This is a genomic window from Streptomyces sp. NPDC052020, assembly GCF_040680575.1.
In the GTDB taxonomy this organism is placed as follows: Bacteria; Actinomycetota; Actinomycetes; order Streptomycetales; family Streptomycetaceae; genus Streptomyces.
Window position 1 is genome coordinate 45,181 of sequence record NZ_JBFAWY010000021.1, and the last position, 15,503, is coordinate 60,683.

The 15,503-nt window shown below is 69.7% G+C and carries 15 protein-coding genes and 1 pseudogene; 10 read left to right on the forward strand and 6 right to left on the reverse strand.

Going from position 1 to position 15,503, the window contains the following annotated elements:
* The first annotated feature begins 243 nt into the window (after positions 1–243).
* Positions 244–1,781: pseudogene (locus tag AB0L74_RS21760) on the forward strand (MFS transporter).
* Between the two features lie 281 nt (positions 1,782–2,062).
* On the opposite strand, the gene AB0L74_RS21765 reads toward AB0L74_RS21760, so the two are convergent.
* The 4 genes from AB0L74_RS21765 to AB0L74_RS21780 all read right to left on the reverse strand — a co-directional run bounded on the left by AB0L74_RS21765 (position 2,063) and on the right by AB0L74_RS21780 (position 4,594).
* On the reverse strand, positions 2,063–2,335 hold the full coding sequence (locus AB0L74_RS21765; protein ID WP_365654668.1) for a WGxxGxxG family protein: 273 nt from the start codon (positions 2,333–2,335) through the stop codon (positions 2,063–2,065).
* Between the two features lie 462 nt (positions 2,336–2,797).
* The gene (locus AB0L74_RS21770; protein ID WP_365654670.1) at positions 2,798–3,517 is read right to left on the reverse strand and encodes a DUF3618 domain-containing protein; all 720 of its coding nucleotides are present in this window, start codon (positions 3,515–3,517) and stop codon (positions 2,798–2,800) included.
* Positions 3,493–3,915 (reverse strand): phage holin family protein, encoded by a 423-nt coding sequence (locus AB0L74_RS21775; RefSeq protein ID WP_365654673.1) that lies wholly within the window; start codon positions 3,913–3,915, stop codon positions 3,493–3,495. Before AB0L74_RS21775 ends, AB0L74_RS21770 begins: the two co-directional genes overlap by 25 nt.
* A 1-nt stretch (position 3,916) precedes the next feature.
* Positions 3,917–4,594: a hypothetical protein gene (locus AB0L74_RS21780; RefSeq protein WP_365654676.1), complete on the reverse strand. Its 678-nt coding sequence runs from the start codon at positions 4,592–4,594 to the stop codon at positions 3,917–3,919.
* An 822-nt stretch (positions 4,595–5,416) separates the two neighbouring features.
* Here AB0L74_RS21780 and AB0L74_RS21785 point away from each other — a divergent pair.
* Both AB0L74_RS21785 and AB0L74_RS21790 read left to right on the forward strand, forming a co-directional pair.
* A complete protein-coding gene (locus AB0L74_RS21785) occupies positions 5,417–6,067 on the forward strand; it encodes a LysE family transporter (protein ID WP_365654677.1) in 651 nt (216 codons plus the stop codon).
* 63 nt (positions 6,068–6,130) lie between these two features.
* Positions 6,131–7,093, forward strand: a complete 963-nt coding sequence (locus tag AB0L74_RS21790) for a ParB N-terminal domain-containing protein (RefSeq protein ID WP_365654679.1) — start codon at positions 6,131–6,133, stop codon at positions 7,091–7,093.
* Positions 7,094–7,096: 3 nt separating this feature from the next.
* Here AB0L74_RS21790 and AB0L74_RS21795 read toward each other — a convergent pair whose 3' ends face one another.
* Positions 7,097–7,807, reverse strand: a complete 711-nt coding sequence (locus AB0L74_RS21795) for a type 1 glutamine amidotransferase (RefSeq protein WP_365654682.1) — start codon at positions 7,805–7,807, stop codon at positions 7,097–7,099.
* A 236-nt stretch (positions 7,808–8,043) separates the two neighbouring features.
* Between AB0L74_RS21795 and fdxA the strand changes: the two genes are divergently transcribed.
* The 5 genes from fdxA (at position 8,044) to AB0L74_RS21820 (ending at position 12,455) form a co-directional block, all read left to right on the forward strand.
* Positions 8,044–8,373 (forward strand): ferredoxin, encoded by a 330-nt coding sequence (gene fdxA / locus AB0L74_RS21800; RefSeq protein ID WP_365654685.1) that lies wholly within the window; start codon positions 8,044–8,046, stop codon positions 8,371–8,373.
* 6 nt (positions 8,374–8,379) lie between these two features.
* Positions 8,380–9,813 (forward strand): AmmeMemoRadiSam system radical SAM enzyme, encoded by a 1,434-nt coding sequence (amrS, locus tag AB0L74_RS21805; RefSeq protein ID WP_365654689.1) that lies wholly within the window; start codon positions 8,380–8,382, stop codon positions 9,811–9,813.
* A 32-nt stretch (positions 9,814–9,845) separates the two neighbouring features.
* Entirely contained in the window at positions 9,846–10,223 is a 378-nt protein-coding gene (locus AB0L74_RS21810) for a cupin domain-containing protein (protein ID WP_365654692.1), read from the forward strand.
* Positions 10,224–10,338: 115 nt separating this feature from the next.
* Positions 10,339–11,496: an aminotransferase class V-fold PLP-dependent enzyme gene (locus AB0L74_RS21815; RefSeq protein WP_365654695.1), complete on the forward strand. Its 1,158-nt coding sequence runs from the start codon at positions 10,339–10,341 to the stop codon at positions 11,494–11,496.
* On the forward strand, positions 11,493–12,455 hold the full coding sequence (locus tag AB0L74_RS21820; RefSeq protein ID WP_365654697.1) for a zinc-binding alcohol dehydrogenase family protein: 963 nt from the start codon (positions 11,493–11,495) through the stop codon (positions 12,453–12,455). Before AB0L74_RS21815 ends, AB0L74_RS21820 begins: the two co-directional genes overlap by 4 nt.
* Here AB0L74_RS21820 and AB0L74_RS21825 read toward each other — a convergent pair.
* Positions 12,450–13,280 (reverse strand): diiron oxygenase, encoded by an 831-nt coding sequence (locus tag AB0L74_RS21825; RefSeq protein WP_365654700.1) that lies wholly within the window; start codon positions 13,278–13,280, stop codon positions 12,450–12,452. The two genes, AB0L74_RS21820 and AB0L74_RS21825, sit on opposite strands and share 6 nt — an antisense overlap.
* Positions 13,281–13,552: 272 nt before the next feature.
* Between AB0L74_RS21825 and AB0L74_RS21830 the strand changes: the two genes are divergently transcribed.
* Positions 13,553–15,010 (forward strand): ferritin-like domain-containing protein, encoded by a 1,458-nt coding sequence (locus AB0L74_RS21830; protein ID WP_365654703.1) that lies wholly within the window; start codon positions 13,553–13,555, stop codon positions 15,008–15,010.
* Positions 14,970–15,344 (forward strand): 2Fe-2S iron-sulfur cluster binding domain-containing protein, encoded by a 375-nt coding sequence (locus AB0L74_RS21835; protein WP_365654824.1) that lies wholly within the window; start codon positions 14,970–14,972, stop codon positions 15,342–15,344. The genes AB0L74_RS21830 and AB0L74_RS21835 overlap by 41 nt, the downstream gene beginning before the upstream one ends.
* Positions 15,345–15,503 lie beyond the last annotated feature (159 nt).

The following is a 15,503-nucleotide window of genomic DNA, read 5'->3' on the forward strand; positions in this document are numbered from 1 at the left end:
GGGGGCGGTCTCTTCCGCCGGGGCCCGTGCGGGACACGGTCGGCTTCCGCGCGATCGCGATGCTCCCCAAGGAGGTTACGTCACCGAGTCCGTCATCGTCGGCGACCAGCCGGGGAAGCCGGCCCGGCCGCTGGAGGCCGGCAGCGCGGCCGACGTCATCCTTAGGTTAGGCTCTCCTAAGTGGCGGGTGGCTCCCGGTTCCCGTCGTATCCCCTGTCTCACCCAGGAGTCTCAGGAGTCCGCATGACGGCGACGCCCGCCGCCGAGCACCTGTCCAGCCACGCGTCCCCCCTGCCCCGGGACCCACGGCGCTGGCTGATCCTCGGCGTGATCTGCCTGGCCCAGCTCGTCGTCATCCTCGACAACACGATTCTCAACGTCGCCGTTCCCACGCTCACCGCCGACCTCGGCGCCGGAACCGCCGACGTGCAGTGGATCATCAACGCCTACGTCCTGGTGCAGGCGGGGCTGTTGCTGGCGGCCGGCGCGGCCGCCGACCGCTACGGCCGCAGGCGCCTGCTCCTGACCGGCCTCGCCCTCTTCGGCGCCGGCTCGCTCGCGGCCGCGTTCGCGCACAGCACCGGTCAGCTGATCGCCGCTCGCGCCGGCATGGGCGTGGGCGGTGCACTGCTGCTGACCACCACGCTCGCCGTCGCCGTCCAGGTCTTCGACGAGGCGGAGCGCGTCCGGGCCATCGGCATCTGGGCCGCGGTCAACGCCCTCGGGTTCGCGGCCGGGCCGCTCGTCGGCGGCGCCCTCCTCGAATACTTCTGGTGGGGCTCCCTCTTCCTCGTCAACATACCCGTGGTCGTGCTCGGCCTGTGCGCCGTCGCCGTCCTCGTACCCGAGAGCAAGGCCGAGCAGAGCGACCGCCCCGATCTTCTCGGCGCCCTCCTGTCCACGGTCGCGATGACCACGCTCGTCTACGCCGTCGTCTCCGGCCCCGACCACGGCTGGACGTCGCCGTACGTCCTCACGGGCGCCGGGCTCGGCGTCTGCGCCCTGACGGCGTTCGTCGTCTGGGAGCGCCGGGTGGCCAACCCCATGCTGGACATGAGCTTCTTCCGCGACCGGACCTTCACCGGGGCCGTGTTCGGGGCGGTACTGATCACCTTCGGCAGCGGCGGTGCCCTGTACCTGCTGACGCAGCAGCTCCAGTTCGTCCTGGGTTACGGGCCGTTGGAGGCGGGCCTGCGCACCGCGCCGTTCGCGCTGACCGTCGTCGTGCTCAACTTCACCGGCCTGTCCGCCCGGTTGAGCAAGCGCCTCGGCATCCCGGGCGCGGTGGCCGTCGGCATGACCCTACTGGCCTGCGGTCTCGCCGCGGTCGCGCTCGCCGGGCGGGTCGTGGACGGCTACGGGGGCTGCTCACCGGACTCGTCCTCATGGGTGTGGGCTGCGCGTTCGCCAACCCGGCGATGGCCGTCGCCGTCCTCGGCGCCCTGCCGCGCGACAAGGCGGGCGCCGGTGCGGGCATCGAGGGCACGGTGACCGAATTCGGCAGCGGTCTCGGCGTCGCCGTCCTCGGAGCCGTCCTCAGTGCCCGCTTCTCCGCGCTGGTGCCGGTGACCGCGGCCTCTCTGCCCGCCGCGCTGGCCGCCGCGGACTCCGCCGCCGAACGACACACGGTGACGCGGGCGTTCGGAGCGGCCCTGGAGGCCGGACAGCTCGTGGGCGCGGTGGCCGTGCTGGCCGGGGGACTGGTGGCGGCCGGACTGTTGCGGCGGGCGGAACGTGCGCCCGCGAAGGCGTCGGTGCCCGCCCCCACGGACCCCGCGTGAGCCGGCCCCGGTGCGGCCGGCGTGTGTGCACGTCCGGTGCGGGGCGGCGGCCGGGCCGGACGTTCGGCGTGGGCTTCCCGTCATGGTGAGGCAGACGTCGCCGGTCGCACGTGTCAAGGCCCGTTCCGGCACGAACGCCGTCGCCGGGCCCGCCCCGGCCGCTGACGCCCGGCCGGACATGTCCACGGCGCGCCGGCTGCGCCGCGACTCGTTCCTCCGGTCCGTCACGCCGGCCGGGGTGGCCGGCCGGCGTGACGCCGAGCGCGGATGCCCGGAGGCGCTCACATGCCGGTGCCGCGTCCGGTCGTGTGGGTGTCCCGAGGCTGACGCCCGCGGTTCTTCCGCCAGGGGATGAGCCCGGCCAGGCCGAGGAGACCGAAGAGGCCCCACAAGCCCTCGCCGCCGCCGTCATCCTTGTCGTCCTGGTCCTGAGCTTGGACGGTCGCCGTGGAGACCGTGGGGTTGGCCCGCTCGGCGGGCTGACTGAAGGCCGTGCCCGCCGGAGCTACGGCGAGAAGCAGGGCGATGAGCGTGGTGGCTGCGGTTTTGCGCATGGCCATCTCCTTCGTGGTCTGGCGCTCTCCTGACATGAACACTGTCCGATGTGCCCGTGTATTGACAGAAAATTCCTATTTTCGAAACATGTTCTCGGTTTGCCGGCCGCCCCTTCCGCGCCGACCGGCTGACCTACCGGCTGAAGCGCCGCAGCGTGACGCCGCGGCAAGCGATCCGCCCGGCCCGGTGAGGGCCGGCGGTGCCGGTTGCTCACCCTGCGCCATGGTCGACCGGGCACCGGAAGCCGAACGGTTCGCGCACCGGGTCCAGCAAGGCGCGGCGCGGCCCGTGGTCGGCGCGCGGTGTCCGGGGCCGCCGGAGGGCGGCGATCCCGGGCTCGCGGGCCTTGGCCGGCCGGCGGCCGACACGTCGTACCGCGCGGCCGGCCACCTCTGGTGCCCGTCGGATCAGGGGCATGCTCCCGCCTCCGGGGCACCGGCACGGTGCCCCGGAGGCGGGCCTCAGGCGGAGGAGGGGGGCCCCGGACGCTGCCTGGTCTCGTCCGCCAGCGTGCGGCCGGAGCCGCGTGCCTGATCGGTGACCCGGCCGGTCTGGTCGCGTGCCTCGTCCTGGGTGGTGCGCGCGGCCTGCGCCGCGGTGTCCTTCACCTCCGCGGCCGCGCTCTGCGTCACCTCCCTGGCGCCTTCCTTCAGGTGCTGCGCGGACTCCGCGGCGGCCTGCTTCACCGGCTCGAGCGCTTCGCCGCTCTGCTCCATCAGCTCGGCCGCCTTCTGCTGCTCCATCCGGGTCGCGGGCAGCAGCGAGGAGGCCAGCAGGCCGACGCCGAAGGCGACCAGACCCGCGGCCAGCGGGCTGCCCTGCGTCTGCCGGCGGGCCTGCGCGGGCGCCTGCTGGATGGCCTCGCCCGCCTGGCCGGCCGCCCCACGCGCCGTGTCGGCCGCCTGGCCGGCCGCCCCGCGTGCCGCGCCGGTCACCTGCCCGGTGCCTTCTTGCAGTGAACCGGCCGCAGACTGCGCCGTGGCGGTCACTCCGTGCGCGGCGTGCGACGCGGTACCCATGACCCGGTCGCGGACGCCCGACACCGCGCCACGCATCCGCTGTGCCCGGCGGCGGGCGACTCGCCGGGGGCTGGTCCGGTCGGCGAGCTGGTCGACGTCCGCGGACAACTGGCCGCGGGTGGCCTCGATCTCGGCCCTCACTTGGTCGGGTGACGTGCCCATTCCGCGTTCTCCTTCAAGGTCTCGACGGTTTGCTCGGGCTTCGGGGACACCGTGTGCATCCGTGCGCGGCCCTTCTGGTAGAGGACGGCCGCGATGACGCCCCACACCGCGGTGACGATCAGGGCGGCCCAGCCCCCGTCCATCACGTTGGCCAGACCGAGAACGGCGGCCAGTGAGAGGAACAGCAGGACCATGGAACCGGCGAAGCCGGCACCGCCGTACATCCCGGCGGCCTTGCCCGCCCTCGCCGCTTCCTCCCTGATCTCGGCCTTGGCCAGCTCGACCTCCTGCCGGAAGAGGGTCTGAAGGTCCGAGGTGACGACGGACAGCAGCTGGCCCATGCTCTTGTCCTGGCCGTGCGGCTCGGCCGCCCCGGGCGTGGGTGGGATCGAGGACACCTCAGACCTCCGGGTACGGACGGCCCGCCGTGCCGCCGGTCGGCCGCACGCCCGTCGGCATGGCCGGTGCCTGCGGCGGAGCCGTCGGCGGCGGACCCGCGGGGAGCGCCGAGGAGGCCGGTGTCTCGACGGGGCCACGGCCCGCCGTCGCGGCGGAGGGTCCCTGCCCGGCCCCGTCGGGCCGGGAAGCGGTCCCCGCCGCTTTCGCCAGGCGTCCGACGACCAGCCCGGCCACCAGCGCGCCGCCCAGGAAGGCTCCGGGGCGGCGGCGGGCGAAGCCCCGAAGGTCGGAGACCATGCCTTCGACTCCCTGCCCGTCCAGGTAGTCGGCCGCCCAATGCCCCTTGTCGGCCGCCTGGGACACCAGGCTGCGGGCCGGCGAGTCACTCTCGGCGCGCCTGGCCAGATCGGAGAGGTCGTTCGCCCACTGGCGCAGCGTGCCGGCCGCGCGCTTGGTCTGCTCCTCGGCCTCGTCCATCGCGCGGCTTCGCAGGTCGCCGATGGCCGTACCGGCCTGCTGCCGCGCCTCACCGACCACGGCGCGGGCCTGTTCCCCCGCGGTGTCCGTCAGCTGGGACGCTGCCTGTTTGGCCTGGCCGGCCGTCGCGGAGGCCTCTGCCTTGACCTTTTCCCCGGTCCCCCCGCTCCCCCCGGTCCCGGTTCGTATGGACTCACTCATCGGCGGCTTCTCCCTTGCTTCGGATGTCCTGTGGACCGGTCACGTGTCCCGGCCGATGCGCGCGGCCCTGACAGACCGGGCGAACGAGCGGTCCACGCGTCCACTTAGTCGCAAGTAGCCCTATATGAGTATTTAATGCAGTTTGTGCGAGATGGTGGTTCCAGGGACCACTCCGCATGGTGTTCGCGCGGCAGTGTTGTTCGACGGTGAACCATGAACCATGCCGATGCGGCGTCCGTGGTCCGTCGCGAGGCGATCGGCGGGGAAGGGGCCGCGAGGGCTGGCACCGGCCGCTTCCGACGCTGCCGCGGTGTGGCGCGGCGCGGTGCGGCGCCGCCGGGGCGATCGCGCAGCCCCGGGGAGGCACCGGCGGCCGGACGGTCGTGTGGCGGGCCCGTGATCAAGCCCGGCCGGGCCCTGCCGAGGTCTCCGCCGCGACGGAGATAAGGACATGCGGTACGGCCGCGCACCGCTCTCGGTAACGGAGGAAACGCTGCGGCGGGGGCGGACGCGGGCCGGGCCGACGGCGAAGCGCGTGACATGCTCGCGAGCCGGTGTCACTCCTCGGTCATTTGATCAAATTCATCGATGCGGATCTTGATTGCCGGGTGGGAGTGGTCCGCATGCGTCCCCGCATACGTCGACGAGCGGACTGCCGGCCGGGCGAGGACATCGTACGCCCTCACCCGAATTGACGGCTTGCCGTCCGCTTGACGTCCTACGGTCCGATGTCGAGTGGCTCGAAAGGTCCGCTGGCAATAGATGTTGTGTAAAGAGTTTATTTCATCTTGCTGGTCGAGGCGGGGCTGCTGTACCGTGCCCATGGTCGCCGAGGATGTGTACGGGGGGTCTGTTGTGGGTGATGTAATGGTGGCCGGACTGCTGGCCGGATATGGTATTGCAATGCCGGTCGGTGCCATCACCGTACTGATCATTACCCTCTCGGCCCAGACGTCGTTACGCACAGGTTTTTCCGGCGCGATGGGTACGGCCACCGCCGACGGGCTTTATGCTCTGCTGGCAGCCACTACGGGGACGGTTCTCGCCGGTGTCATCCGGCCTGTCGCCGACCCCATGAGATGGGCGGCTGCCGTTGTTCTGGTCGTCATCGCGGCTAAAGGGATACTGGCTGCGCTCCGTCACTCCAAGAGTACGGAGGCAGTGCGTTCGATCGACGGAAGGAGTCCGTTTCGGGCGTATTGGCAGCTTCTCGGTCTTACTATTCTCAATCCCCTGACTGTCATCTATTTCTCCGCGCTTGTCCTCGGGCTGCGCAATGACTCCTGGACCGCTTCCGACAGTGTGGTGTTCGTTATCGCCGCCTTCATCGCCTCTGCCAGTTGGCAAGCGGTGCTCGCGATCGGCGGAGCGCTGATCGGTCGAGTACTCAACACGGAAAAAGGCCGCATCATCACGGCCGTCGTCGGAAACGGAGTCATTCTCTTCCTGGCCGGCCGTCTCTTGTTCTCCTAATTGCTTCGGTTCTTTTCGTGTACCGCATTCGGGTCATTTCCGGTCCACCGTGATGAGGTGCGTATGGAAGAGTACGACGACTGTCCGTACACGTCGGGGAACATATGCCTCGGCGCACACGATCACGAGGACGACGTGATCGACGTCCCGGTCAGGCTGCTCCGGCCCGGTGACTCGCCGCGCAGCGCCGGCAGCAGTATGGAGCACGCGCAGATGCTCGCCAGAGTCGGAGCCGACCTGCCCCCCATACTCGTGCATCGCCCCAGCATGCGCGTGATCGACGGAATGCACCGGTTCGAGGCGGCGCAGATCAGGGGCGAGGAGACCATCAAGGCACGGTTCGTCGACGGTGACGAGGAGCAGATCTTCGTCCTCGCGGTCGAGATGAACACGAAGCACGGGCTGCCCCTGACCCTGGCGGACCGCAAGGCGGCCGCACGCCGCATCATCACCGCCAACCCCCACTGGTCGGACCGGGCCGTCGCCGCCAAGGCCGGTCTGTCGCACAAGACCGTGGGAGCTCTCAGAAGGGCAACTGGGGAAATTCCCCAGTTGCCCTCCCGGGTGGGACTGGACGGCCGGGCCCGCGCGGTACGCCCGCGTGAGCAGGTGAAACCCGGCGGACGTGCCACGGAACGCCCGCGTCAGTGGGACGCGACGGTCGCCCTGCAAGCCCAGAACAGGCAGCTCACCAAGCGGATCGAGGAGGCGGAGCCGCGCCGGCGGACGAACTCCGACACCTCCCCGAGCGGGCTCGCCCGGCGTGATCACGACAGGCCGGGTCAGGACTGGCTCCAGGATCTGCAACGGCTGCGGACCGACCCGTCCTTGCGGTACAGCGAGGCGGGCCGGGTCCTGCTGCGGGTTCTGGACGCGCATGTCGCCGCCGCCGGCCAACTGCACCGCATCGCCGAGGTCCTGCCCGAGCACTGCCTGGACCGGCTCACGACCCTCGCCTTCAAGTGCGCGGAGGATCTGCGCGAGTTCTCCGTCAGGCTCAGCCAGCGGAAAAGCGAGCTGGGATGACCGTCACGGGGACGTGACAGGCGCCCGGCGCGCGACGAGATCGACCCACCCGCCGAAGACCCGCCGCGCGTAACGCTCCAGGCGCACCGCCTCCGTCATCAGCTGTGCGGTGACGCGGTCCACGCCGTCGGGGCCGAAGCTCCGGGTCAGCTCACTCGCACACGCGGGCGTGTCCAGCCATTCGGCGAGCAGCCGCAGATCGAGTTCCAGGTGGAACTGCACGGCGTAGGCCGTGGCCCCGATCCGTATCGCCTCGTTGGGGCACCCGGGTGAGTCCGCCAGCCGGGTCGCCCCGGCGGGGAGGCCGAAGTTCTCGCCGTGCCATTGGAAGACCCGCAGACTGCGCGGCAGACCGCCGAACACCGGGTCGTCGAAAGCGCCCTGAGCCAGGTGCGCCGTATGCATTCCGTAGTGGGCCTGGGCAGGCCGCACCGACGCCCCGAAAGCGGACGCGAGCAGCTGGGCGCCCAGACAGACACCGAAGAACGGAATCCCGCGGTCGACGGCCCGCCGGATGAACTCCTTCTCGCGACGGATCCACGGCAGCGGGTCATTGACGCTCATCGGGCCGCCCATGGCCAGGACGGCGTCGATGTCCTCCGGATCGGGCAGCCGAGCGCCGGTGTCCAGGCGGAACGGCACCACGGACGCTCCCCGCTCCCTCAGGAGCTCACCGAACGAGCCGGGCTTCTCCCAAGGCGCGTGCAGAAGCACCGCGATACGCAACCGTCCGGCCGAATCAGCTCGATCGAAAGAACGCAAGAGCCCTCACCCCATTCATGGAACGACCTCGGCGAAGCTGATTGCCGCAGACGATACGAGAGCTTTTCCGAACGTGACAGAGCGGAGCTGTCCGGTTCATTTTGATGCGATTCCCGCTGTTGTTCGCGAAACCCTTCCGCTGTTAGCGTCAGTCCAATAATTCGCCCCGACCGAACAGGGAGCCCGGATTGACGTACGTGATCGCAGAACCATGCGTGGACGTCAAGGACAAAGCCTGTCTCGATGTATGTCCGGTGGACTGCATCTATGAAGGTGAGCGCACGCTCTACATTCATCCCGACGAATGTATCGACTGCCATGCCTGTGAGCCGGCCTGCCCGGTGGAAGCGATCTATCCGGTCGATGAACTCCCGGGCGAGTGGTCAGGATACGCGGACATCAACCGTGAATTCTTCGCCGGTCTCGGCAGTCCCGGCGGGGCCTCCCGGACCTCGCCCACCGGCACCGATCACCCCGCCGTGCGGAACCTGCCCAGCACTCGGACGAACGGAAGGTAGAAGCAGATGGTGGACAAGAAGTGGCAGGAGAACGGCTACCCCGCCCGCCTGGAGGAGCGCCTCCCCGACAACGTCGTGCGGTGCCACCTCAGCCCCCGGAACTGCCGCATCAGGCCCGGTCAGCACGGGTTCTGCATGGTGCGGGCCAACCGTGACGGCCGCCTGGTCAGCCTCAACTACGGTCGCTCCGTGCACGCCACGGAGGAGACGATCGAGACGGAGGCCGTGTTCCACTACGAGCCCGGTGCGCGCATTCTCTCCATGGGCAACATCGGGTGCATGCTGAACTGCGACTACTGCCACAACTGGAAGACGTCGCAGGCCCGCTACGTAGAAGACAAGGATGTCTTCTACTACACGCCGCAGGAAGTTATCGACATCGCCAAGCGGCACGAGATCGACGTCATCTCCTGGACGTACAACGACCCGGTGGTCTGGCACGAGTTCGTCACGGAAACGGCGGCCCTCGCGAAGGAAGCCGGCATCGTCAACCTCTACAAGTCCGCTTTCTTCATCTCCGAGCGGGCCATCGAGGAACTGATCCCGGTCATCGACATCTTCTCCATCTCCATCAAGTCGATCGACCCCAAGTACTACCGGAAGATCACCAAGGGGTGGCTGGAACCCGTACTCGACGGAACCGAACAGGTCTACCGCGCGGGCAAACACGTGGAGGTCTCCACGCTGATGGTCACCGACCTCAGCGACAACGAACAGACCGCCCACGACATCGGAAGGTTCGTCCTCGACCGCCTCGGCCCCGAGGTGCCCACGCACTTCGTGCGCTTCCACCCCGACTACAAGATGACGAACACCATCCGGACACCGGTCGAGAGGCTGGAAGCGGCCCGCCGGGTCGGACTCGACATGGGGCTGCGTCACGTCTACCTCGGCAACGTGTACGACACCGAGTCCACCGACACCCGCTGCTACAACTGCGGGGAACTCCAGATCACCCGCTACGGACTCAACGCGCAGATCCTCGCGGTGACGGCCGAGGGGACCTGCGCCAAGTGCGGCGCCGACGCGAACATCCGCCGCGTACCCGGGGGCGGGCGCCGGCCGGCCACGGTGGACGACCTGCCCACGACCCACGAGTTCGACACCGCCACCTTCGACTGGTACGGCGATGTCCGGGCGCTCCACGTGCAGGTGCGCAACGACTCCTCGCAGCCCCAGGAGGTGTACCACCGGCGCACCCACCAGGGAACCCGGTCCAACCCCTGGTCGGTGGTGAATCTGCAACCCGGCGAGAGCTACCGCTTCATCGCGGCCAAGTCGGAAGTGGACGAGCGCGGAGTGGCGGTGGCGGTCCCGCCGTCCTGCACCTCCTCGCTCCACCAGGTCTTCGACCGGGCGCACTTCCCGACCACGACGGCGGACAGCGGCTCGCTGAACGCGGACGTCACCCCGCTGCCGCTCTTCGAGGCACGCGGCTGACCGGGTGCTCACCCCACCACGAGAGGACATCCATGACCACCGGTGAAGAGACGGAACAGTATCCGGACGTCGTCACGGTCAAGGGTGAGGAGGTCAAGGGCAGGGAGGCCTTCCCGAACCTGACCCGGCGCGTGCTCGCCCACAACGACAAGCTCATGCTCGTGGAACACGTGATGGAGAAGGGATCCGTGTTCCCGCTCCACAGCCACCCGCACGAACAGCTCGCCTACCTCGTGTCGGGGCACATCCGGGTCCGTGCGGGGGACGAGGAGTTCGAGGCGGTCGGCGGCGACAGCTTCGTGGTGCGGGGCGGCGTCGAGCACCAGGTGCACGCCATCGAGCGGTCGGTCGCCCTCGATGTCTTCACCCCCTTCCGCGAGGACTACGCGGAGTGGGACAGCGAGACCTGAACCACCGGAGCACCGCCGGAACACCGTGTGAGCAAGGCTGCCGGGGCGCACAGCCGCCCCGGCATCCCGTCCGCGACGGACGGCGAACGCAGAGGCGCGGGGAAAGAGGACGCTGGTGACACAGACCCTGACCGGAGAAGTGAGCGATGTACGCGAGCATGCCGAGCCGCTGGCGATGGTGGTGGGCCCCACACGACCGCCGGAATCGGTCCTGCGGTGCATGAGCGCCCCGGCGCCGCCGCTGACCGATCCCGGATTCATCGCGGAGTTCGGCCGCTGCCTGTCCAGGCTCCGTGCCCTGCTCGGCGCGGCGACGGGCCCCGCGGCGGTGGTGCCCGGCTCCGGCACGCACGGCCTGGAGAGCATCGCCGTCAGCCTGCTGCGCCCGGGGGTGCCCGTGCTGGTCGCGTCGACCGGTATGTGGGGGGACCGCTGGCGGGACATCTGCCTGCGGCACGACATCCCGGTGCGCGCACCGAAGTTCCCGGTGGGACACGCGCCCGATCCCGGCTTCCTCGAGAAACTGATCGCCCGCCGGGAGCACCAGGCCCTGCTGGTGGCACACGTCGACTCCAGCAGCGGCGTCCGGGCCGACCTGCCGGAACTGGCCCGCCTCGCCCGCACCTACGACATGCTGCTGCTGGTCGACGGGGTGTCCGCCATCGGCGCCGAGCAGGTCGAGGTGGACGCCTGGGGGATCGACGTCTACCTGGGCGGCCCGCCCAAGGGCCTGGCCGGCCCCCCGGGCGTCGCGACCTACGTGTTCAGCGACCGGGCCGCCCAGCTGCTGCGGACGAGGACCTGGCAGCCCCGCTCCTACTCCCTCGACCTGGCCCCGTGGCTGCCGGTCATGGCCGCCACGGAACGCGGCGAGTTCGGATACTTCCAGTCGCCGGCGGGCAATCTGGTGCTCGGTCTGTCCGAGGCGCTGCGCCTCGCCCTGGAGGAGGGCAGACAGGCCCGTGTGGCCCGGCACGCGGCCCTGCGGGACATGCTCCACGACGGGCTGGAGGACGCCGGGGTCCGGCTGCTGGTCCCCAGCCCGCGGGACCGCGCCAACGGAGTCACCGTGGGGATCGTCCCCCGCGGCCTGGAGGAGCGGGCGTTCCTGGAGTCCGTCGCGGCGGAGGGCGTGCTGCTCCAGGCCGGCACGTTCTCGGCCACCGGCAGCAGGACGTTCCGTATCGGGCATCTCGGCGCGGTGAGCGAGGCGGACATCCACAGGACCGTCGCCGCCGTGCGGGCGGGACTCGGCCGGGGGAGGGCGGCATGACGATCGAGGTGACGGCCGTACGGCTGGCGGAACCGGGGAGCACCCCGGAGGTCGCCCGGGCCGAACTGCGCGAACCGGCGGTCGGCGAGGTCGTCGTCGACATGTGCTTCGCCTCCCTCAACCCGCTGGACACCTACGTCATGTCCGGCAGCGTGGGTGCTCAGGCCGAATGGCCCCGCACCCTGGGCGTCGAAGGCGTCGGACTGCACGACGGCCGGCCCGTCGTGGTGCACGGCGCCGGGCTCGGCATCACCAGGGACGGCACCTGGGCGACACGGGTCGTCGCGCCGCGCGACGCCCTGGTCCCCGTACCCGACGGGGTCGGGCTCGAAGCCGCCGCGTGCGCGGCGGTCGTCGGCACCACCGCGGTACGGGTGACGGGGGACGTGGGCGGCATCGGCGCCACCGACCGGGTACTGGTGCTGGGCGCCGCGGGCGGAGTGGGACAGGCGGTGTGCAGCCTGGCGCGGTTCGCCGGCGCGCAGGTGTGGGGGCAGACGGCCGCCCCCGAGAAGGCGAAGGCCGTCGAGGCCGCCGGGGCGACGCCCATCCAGGCCGCCACGGCCGCGGAACTGGCCCTGGCGGCGGACTCCGTCGCGCCCACCGTGGTCTTCGACGCCCTCGGCGGAGCCTTCACCGCGGCCGCCGTGCACCTGCTGGCCGACTACGGCCGACTGGTCAGTTACGGTACGAGCGCGGCACCGGACAGCACCCTGTCCATGCGAGCCGTGTACCGGAAGAACCTCACCATCGCCGGATACGGCGGGGTCGCCGAACCCCCGCAGCGCATCAGGCAGGGCACGGTGGAGGCGCTGCGGGCACTGCGGGAGGGAAGCATGGTGATCCCGGTCCACGCGGTCTTCCCGATGGCCCGTGCCGCGTCGGCGGTGACGGCCCTGACCACGCGGACGGCCTCCGGGAAGATCCTGCTCGACCTGCGGCACCAGGACCCGTCATGACAGCAGCCCGCACCGGTGGAAGGCCTCGGTCGCCCGGCCCGACGTGAAGACGCCGGTGCGCTCGCACAGCCGCAACGTGGCCGCCGCGGCCGCCCGCATGTCCGCCTCGACGCGCGCCGGCGGGTAGGTCTCCTCGATCACCGCCCGGATCGCGTCCGCGGGCAGGCCGGTCGGCTGGAGCATCCTGCCCAGCGCGGCCGTGTCGGGGCGCAGGAACGCCACGACGAACTCCGGCAGCAGGGCACCGACGAGCTCCTGCTGAGAGAGGGTCAGCTGGGGCCAGGCGATCTCGAAGAACCGGGCGAAGAAGGCATGATGGCGGCCCTCGTCCTCGGCGTGGTCCGCCACCGTCTCCCGGACGGCGGTGAAGACCTGCCGGTCCTTGGGGATACCGGACAGAATGCTCGAGATGAGCGTCTCCGAGACGACGGTGAAGAACAGGTCGGCCAACGGCCGCAGGGAGGAATCCATCGTGGACTTGACGGCGTGCAGCCGGGTGAGGAAAAAGGGCTCCCCCGAAGACAGCGGCGACTCCTTCGTGGCCGTGACGAGCTGGGCCTGCAAGTCGTCCGAGAACTGGGCGTGCCACGCCTCGTCCGTACATATCTTGTAGGAGTCCCGCAGCATCTCGGCCGGAAGGTCGAAACCGCTGCGCCGGCGACTGATGAGCTGGGTCACGGGAGTGACCACCAATTGCTCGAGGTCGGCGGTGAAGTCGAGGTAGATGTGCAGCCGTTGGAGCAGCACACTGTTGATGACCGGCTGCTCCTGCTCCCGCACCGACGGGTGGTAGAGGACCGGGACGAGTTCGGGCGGAAACGACACCTTCCCCTTTTCCAGCTCCTCCAGTATTCGACGGGGTTTGGCTCGGACACTCGACCGGGTCTCCCAGTTCGAGAAGCTTGATCGATAGGCGCCTTGAGGTTTCGCACCAGAAGCCATAAGAATCCCTCCCGTGGGAATGCGTCGAAAGGCTAGTGCGCGACTGCGGGTGTGAACAAGGTCGGCCGGAAGGCGCGGATTTCGCAACCAGGATCGAAGGGCCGAGAAAAATGAGCAGTGACAGCAACGGTCAGTGGGCTGTGGACGCTACGATCGTGGAGAAGCTACGCCAGACCTATACGGGGGCGCTCACCGACATCCTCGACGGGCTCGGCTATGTGAAGCAGAGTCTTTCCGGTGACTTTCTCTTCGCGGACCCGGGTATGACCATGGTCGGGCCCGCGTATCCGGTGGAGTGCGTGCCCAATCCGCTGGCGGTCTCCCACGGAAAGAGCGCGCGGGGCCTCTTCGAGATGCTGAGTTCCGTGCCGGCGGACCACATCGTCGTCGTGCAGATGAACGGCATCGACGCCTCCATCTTCGGCGACCTGTCCATCACGGCCCTGCGGGCCCGCGGTGCCGAGGGCGCCGTCGTCGACGGCGGCGCCCGTGACCTGCACACGGTGCGGGACATGGGCTTCCCCGTGATCTCCCGCTTCGTCCGCCCGCAGGGATTCATCCAGCGCGGGGACTGGGTCAGCTGGGGCAAGGAGCCGGTGCACATCGAAGGCGTGCGGATCGCGCCCGGCGACTATGTCGTCGCGGACGGTTCGGGTGTGGTCATCGTGCCGCAGGAGGTGGCCGAGAAGGTCGCTGACGAGGCGCTGGCGATCGGCACCAAGGAGGAGTCGCTGCGCGACGCCGTGCGCTCGGGCATGAGCCCGGTGGAGGCCTTCGAGCGGTATCTCGTCCGGGGCGAGACCCGCGACCTCGCGAACTCCTCCACCGCCGTCGCCGGGAAGACCCCGGCGGCGGACCGCACCTCGGGCTGCTGCGGTGAGCGCAAGGCCGCCCAGCGGCGGGAACGCGCCGTCGTCGACGTCGGGCGACGCGACGGCACCACGCTCGCGGCGCCCGCCTACCAGGGCCGGGTGGCCGAAGGGGACCTGACCCGGCGGGCCGGCGTGGAACAGCTCGAGGAACGGGGCGTCGACGTCATCGCGCTGCGCGAGAAACTCATCGACGCCGCCGCCGCCGAGTTCACGACGTACTACTACTACACCGTCCTGCGCCACTTCCTCGCGGGGAAGGAGGACTACAAGGCGATAGCCGAGGACGCGCGCCTGGAGGACCGGTCCCACTTCGAGCTGATCACCCCCCGGATCTTCGAACTCGGCGGAACCATTCCGTTCGATCTCCGGGACTTCGCCGACCGCGCCGGCTGCCCCGACGCCTACCTCCCCAACACCAACAACGGCCGGCTCAGCTGGGGGAACGACGGCAACGACGCCACCAGCCCGGCGAACGCGGTGGAAATCCTGACGGTGCTGCTGGAAGCCGAACGCTGCGCGGTGCGCTCCTGGTGGGAGATCTGCGACATGACCTTCGGCAAGGACCCGAGGACTTATGAGCTCGCCATGCGCATCCTGAACGAGGAGATCGAGCACGAGGCGTGGTTCATCGAACTGCTCAGCATGGAACGGGACGGCGTGGCGCGCCCGTCGGGGCACTTCAAGCGAGGAGGTGTCGGTGATGCACCCTGGAGCCGGAACAGGCCGTTCGACCACCCCTGATGAGCCCAGCTACGAGATACGCGTCGAATTCGAGAACACCGTCGAGGTGATCCGGGCATACCGGAGCGAATCATTGCTGGACGCGGCGGACCGCCATGGACTGAGACTTCCCAGAACATGCCGGCAGGGGTGGTGCACCTCGTGTGCCGCCCGTGTCGTGGAAGGTGCGGCGGATCACGCTGCCGCACGCCGGTTCTTTCCCGTGGACGAAGAATCCGGATTCGCTCTGCTGTGCTCTGCGCGGCCGTTGTCGCCGATGGTCGTGGTGGCGGGGCAGCATGCCGCTTTTCGGGATCACCGTATTCGGCACGGCTTGCCGGTGCCGCGTTCCTGAAAGAAGAGCGAAACAAGGTGGTGGCGCGAGTGGGGTGACCCCGCTCGCGCCACTAGCGTTTCCTCTGTCAGGGGCATTTGTCGGCGGTAGCGGGGCAGTTGACAGTCGAGTCCGGCCTCTGGTGTTCTCTTTTTCATGAAAATCCATGTGGCAAAGCGG